Genomic DNA, 5,222 nt, shown 5'->3' on the forward strand with positions numbered 1-5,222 from the left:
TTCTTTCCTCTCTTTTCCTTCGCACCACAAAAGTCAGCCGCCCTTCCCATCATTTTCATATCGGGGTTGCGGCTGAGATGCCATGGTCGTTTTCTGTGAAAATCATGAGGAAAGAAAGAGGAGAAGAGGAAATGAGATCCAGGGGAGAAAAAGGCCTTTGCCTTTTTCCACATTGACATCGTCCTCTCGTTCTCTTCTCTCTTTTTCCTCATACCACAAAAGTCAGTGGCCCTTCTTCTCATTTTCATGTCGGGGTTGCGGCTGAGATGCCATGGTCGTTTTCTGTCATATGGCTTTCTGTAATCCTCAACACCATTTCTTCCCTATGGGCATATATCAATGAATGTGTAGGATGATTCTGGAAATATGATGGGAGACTGAATAAGGCAGGGGAAAGAAATGAGTATAGAAATAACCATAATGGGGCTGCTGGTTGGTTTTCTGGTCGGCCTGACGGGGGTGGGAGGGGCTGCGCTTTTAACTCCTATTTTAATTATTATAGGCGTTCAGCCCTCGATTGCAGTGGGAACGGATTTAATCTATAACGCTGTTACGAAATTGTTCGGCACTATCCAGCATTGGAAACAAAAAACGGTGAATTTTACGTTAGTAAAATATCTGACTATGGGAAGTATTCCCGGTGCGGTTCTTGCAGTATGTGCGCTTCATTTTCTGGCCAATGTTTATCACAATCAAGAAGAAACCATTAAAAGTGCGCTCGGATATGTTTTAATCTTGGTTTCCGCGGCCACGATTGTTCGCGTTTTTTTTGATAAGAAGCTGCGGCCCAACCGCTGGCAACTGGCACCCATGGAAGAGAAGAAAGGGTTAACCATCGGTATCGGCATCGTCTTCGGGTTTATGGTGGGGCTTACCTCCATCGGATCTGGCTCTTTGTTTGCGGTTGCCATGCTGTATCTTTATCGTATGCAAGCATCAGAGCTGGTAGGGACCGACATTGCGCATGCGTTTCTCCTGGTGACGGTTGCAGGTGCGCTTCACGCAGGCATCGGAAGTATAGACTATTTGCTTGCAGGCAATCTTCTCCTGGGCTCTATCCCCGGTGTTATGTTTGGAAGTACATTATCGGCTAAAGTTCCGACTAAACCGCTGCGGACAATCGTCGCTACCATTATCCTTATAAGCGGTTTGAAGCTTATATAAGAAAGGGTAAGAGGCTAACTTGAATCTCTCCTTCCTCCCATATATTTGTTTATCCTTTCTGTATATAGAGTAAAAGGAGTAAACGGTTCTGAGAGGAAGCAGAGATTCTTTCTGTTGTTCATATACAGCCCAAGGGTTTCAAAATGTACTAGCCTTTCGTTTCAGGGTGCACCACAGGAGCGGTAAGTACCTCAACCAACGCCGGTCGTCTCGATGAAAGGGCCTGCTGCAGAATTTGTTCCAACTGGGCATCGGAATCAACCCGGTAGCCGTTCCAACCGCACGCCTCTGCCACTTTAACAAAATCAGGATTGGTTATGTCAACGCCCTCCTGCTTGAATCCGCTTACAATCATTTTGTCGCGTTCCATTTGCAAGTAGCCATTATTAAATACGATAACGGTAATCTGCAACTCATAGCGGGCAGCCGTTAGTAAATCAGCCAGAACCATTTCGATCCCGCCGTCTCCTACAATGGCGACGATCTGGCGTTCGGGCATACACAGTTTGGCTGCCAGCGCGGCGGGAAGGCCGAATCCCATTGTTCTCCATTCACCTGAGAATAGAAAATCCTGCTGTTTCGGGCGAAAGTTTCTATTCATCCATACGGTTACATCGCCCGTATCGAGCGTAAGGATGGCATTAGGCTGTACCGAATTTTCGATCGCCCGGACAATTCGGGCGGGATGGATGGGGGACGAGGTTTGGCTGCCTTCCTGTTCGTTCTGCTGCGTCCACTTTTCTTTTGCCTCCCGCCACTGGGCCCCCCATGCTGGATCGGTGCCTGATTGCTGCAACCCTTCTATTAGTAAAGGAACGATTGCGGCCGAGTCGCCAACGATCCCCAGTTCGATCGGAATCCCTTTGCCTATATTCTCCTGCATGTAATCAATCTGAATAATCCGTGCATTCTCGGGCACATATCCATCTGGCCACCACGTGTCTCCGACGAGCAAAACCACATCTGCCTGCTTAAATACTTGTGCTGCATACGGATTGCCTCCTTGCCCGATCCCACCCAGCAAATTAGATGACGTACCTGGAAGGAATCCCTTTGCCCCCAAACTGACAAGCAGGCCGGCTCCCCACTTTTCGGCAAGTGCCTCCACATGTTGAGCGGCGTCACGGGCTCCTATACCCGCCAGTATCATTGGACGCTGTGCCGTATTCATAATATCAATTGCCTGTTGCAGTCCTTCTGCTTCAAAGTAATATGTTCCTTTTAACAATAGCGGTTTAGAACGAGGCATAGCCGTTGTTGTCATTGTAAACATATCCTTTGGAACAGATAGATGGGTAACCGCTCCTTTAACAAGCGACATGTGCATCGCCTTGGTCAGCACCTCAATTACCGCATTGGGATGCGCCAGAAGGGTGCTGTACCGGGCGAACGGTTTGATGAGCTCCTGCTGGTTTACATATTGTTTATAGTCCGTTCCGATTTTATCTGTCGGGGCCTGTCCTGTAATAGCAAGAACGGGCGCTTTATCTTTATATGCATCCCCGAGTCCGTTTAACAGGTTGCCGAGCCCGGGTCCCATCGTGGCGGTACAGACCCCGAGTCCGCCTGTGATTTTCGCTTCCGCGGATGCCATCATTGCAGCTGTGGATTCATGTTTGACGGCGATAAACTGAATCTTATTTTGTTTTGCTATTGCGTCCATTAAGCCGAAGATTGCGTCGCCGACTACGCCGTAAATCCGTTTTACCCCCCAGAGATGCAACTGCCCAAGTATTCGTTCCGCAACCGTCCCGGTACTGTTTGGTGCTGTATTCATAAATGCATCTGGCAGCATACTATAGCCCCCTTTTTCTTAGGTGTTTACAACGGTAATGCTTAACGAGAATGTATACCTGATATTTTTTCATGTCTCGTCCTCTTCATACCCGGTCACAGTTCTATTGTTAACGGAACCTTAGGCGTATAACCATAATATAATGGAAAATCGGAAGGAGGCATTCCGCCGAAAGAAAGCATGGTGTCAGCAAAAGGAGGTAAGGCCGTGCCGCATCATTGTAATTTGTCATTTCAACAGCTTACAGATGATGAGTACCGAAGAATGAATCAGGAGCTGTCTAGTAGAGACACACTGGATGTTGTGAAGTGGGCTTATCAAAATTTTGAGGATGAACTCGTATACGCGTGCAGCTTCGGTGCAGAAGGAATTGTACTTATCGATATCATCAGCAAAGTTCGTTCCGATGCGCATATCGTTTTTCTCGATACGAATGTACATTTCAAAGAAACGTACGAATTGGTTAAAAACGTGCAAAAAGTATATCCGTCGCTGCGGATTGAAATGGTTCAGCCTGCTCTTACGCTTGAGGAACAGAGTGAACAGTATGGTGATGCCCTGTGGAAGACAGAGCCGAATGTATGCTGTAGCCTTCGTAAATTACAGCCGCTTACGAAAGTGTTAACGGGCAAGAAAGCGTGGTTGTCCGGATTGCGCAGGGAACAATCGCCTACGCGCGCAAAGATTCAATATGTAAACAAGGACGAAAAGTTTTCTTCTATTAAAATATGTCCGCTGATTCATTGGAAATGGGAAGACGTGTGGAATTACATTCAACTATACCAGCTTCCATACAATAAACTGCATGACAGAGGTTACCCCAGCATCGGTTGTGCGCACTGTACCCTGCCGGTAGAAGACGGCGGAGGTTCCCGTGCCGGACGCTGGGCTGGATTCGAGAAAGTTGAATGCGGTCTGCACCAATAAAGCAGAAACAAACAAGAGAAGGAGCGAATCAAAGGTGAATCAGCCACATGGTGGGGCTTTAGTCAATCGTGTAAACCTGGAGTATGATCACTCTTCTATTCTTGCTGAAGTTGAGATTGATCGTTTCGCTTTGGCCGATCTTGAACTCATTGCCATCGGAGCCTACAGTCCGATTACCGGCTTCCTCGGAGAAACTGATTATTATACCGTTATCAATAAAATGAGACTTTCAAGCGGGTATGTATGGAGCATTCCTATTACCCTTCCAGTGGCGGAGTATGTAGCCGACTCCCTTAAAATAGGGGAGAAAATTAAGCTTGTATATGAAGGAGAAATCTACGGGGTTATAGAGCTGCAGGAGAAATACTTTCCGGATAAACGGCTCGAAGCTGAGCAGGTATACGGGACGACCGATGAGAAGCACCCCGGCGTAAAAAAGCTGTGGGACAGACCCGACGTTTATCTTGCCGGCCCGATTACGCTTGTACGGCGCCCGGAAAAAAGCGAGTTTGTTGATTTTTATCTTGACCCTATAGAAACAAGATCCGTGTTTGCCGCGAAAGGCTGGAACACGGTTGTCGGTTTTCAAACGAGAAATCCGGTTCACCGTGCCCATGAATATATTCAAAAATCGGCGCTTGAAATTGTAGATGGTCTGTTTCTGAATCCGCTTGTCGGAGAAACAAAAATCGATGATATTCCCGCGCGCATTCGTATGGAAAGCTATCAGGTGCTTTTGCAGGAATACTATCCAAGGGAGCGTGTGCTTCTTGCGGTGTTCCCGGCGGCTATGCGATACGCCGGCCCAAGAGAAGCCGTTTTCCATGCGCTCGTGCGCAAAAACTATGGTTGCACCCATTTTATTGTAGGGCGTGATCACGCCGGGGTCGGCAATTATTATGGCACATACGATGCACAGTTGATCTTCGGCAATTTTTCTACCGAAGAATTAGGGATTATGCCGCTGTTCTTTGAACACAGTTTTTACTGTAAAAAATGCGGAAATATGGCATCAACCAAAACATGTCCGCACGCTCCGGAAGATCATCTCGTTCTTTCGGGAACAAAAGTAAGACAAATGCTTCGAGACGGAGAGGCGCCGCCGCCGGAGTTCAGCCGCCCGGAGGTGGCAGAGGTGCTGATCCGCGGCATGGAAGTACCAGCAAGTAAACAGTAAGGGGGGCTATGGTTTACCGGGATATATGTCAAGTGTTCATTAGATAAGTCTGCCCGGCAGATCGTAGGTTATCTTATAGAAAACCACCATGGCGTTTCAGCCGCAACCCCGACATGAAAATCATGAGAAGAGCGGCTGACTTTTGTGGTACGAAGGAAA

At 47.7% G+C, this 5,222-nt stretch carries 4 protein-coding genes; 3 read left to right on the forward strand and 1 reads right to left on the reverse strand.

Annotated elements, in window-relative coordinates; genetic code table 11:
* Positions 1-399 precede the first annotated feature (399 nt).
* Entirely contained in the window at positions 400-1,164 is a 765-nt protein-coding gene (locus B2899_RS09400; RefSeq protein ID WP_286885301.1) for a sulfite exporter TauE/SafE family protein, read from the forward strand.
* 148 nt (positions 1,165-1,312) lie between these two features.
* Here B2899_RS09400 and B2899_RS09405 read toward each other — a convergent pair whose 3' ends face one another.
* Positions 1,313-2,959 (reverse strand): thiamine pyrophosphate-binding protein, encoded by a 1,647-nt coding sequence (locus B2899_RS09405; protein ID WP_286885303.1) that lies wholly within the window; start codon positions 2,957-2,959, stop codon positions 1,313-1,315.
* A 180-nt stretch (positions 2,960-3,139) separates the two neighbouring features.
* Between B2899_RS09405 and B2899_RS09410 the strand changes: the two genes are divergently transcribed.
* Positions 3,140-3,886 (forward strand): phosphoadenylyl-sulfate reductase, encoded by a 747-nt coding sequence (locus tag B2899_RS09410; protein WP_414631761.1) that lies wholly within the window; start codon positions 3,140-3,142, stop codon positions 3,884-3,886.
* Between the two features lie 34 nt (positions 3,887-3,920).
* On the forward strand, positions 3,921-5,063 hold the full coding sequence (sat, locus tag B2899_RS09415; protein WP_286885304.1) for a sulfate adenylyltransferase: 1,143 nt from the start codon (positions 3,921-3,923) through the stop codon (positions 5,061-5,063).
* Positions 5,064-5,222: the final 159 nt, after the last annotated feature.

Source organism: Aneurinibacillus sp. UBA3580 (genome assembly GCF_002375825.1).
Classification (GTDB): domain Bacteria; phylum Bacillota; class Bacilli; order Aneurinibacillales; family Aneurinibacillaceae; genus Aneurinibacillus; species Aneurinibacillus danicus.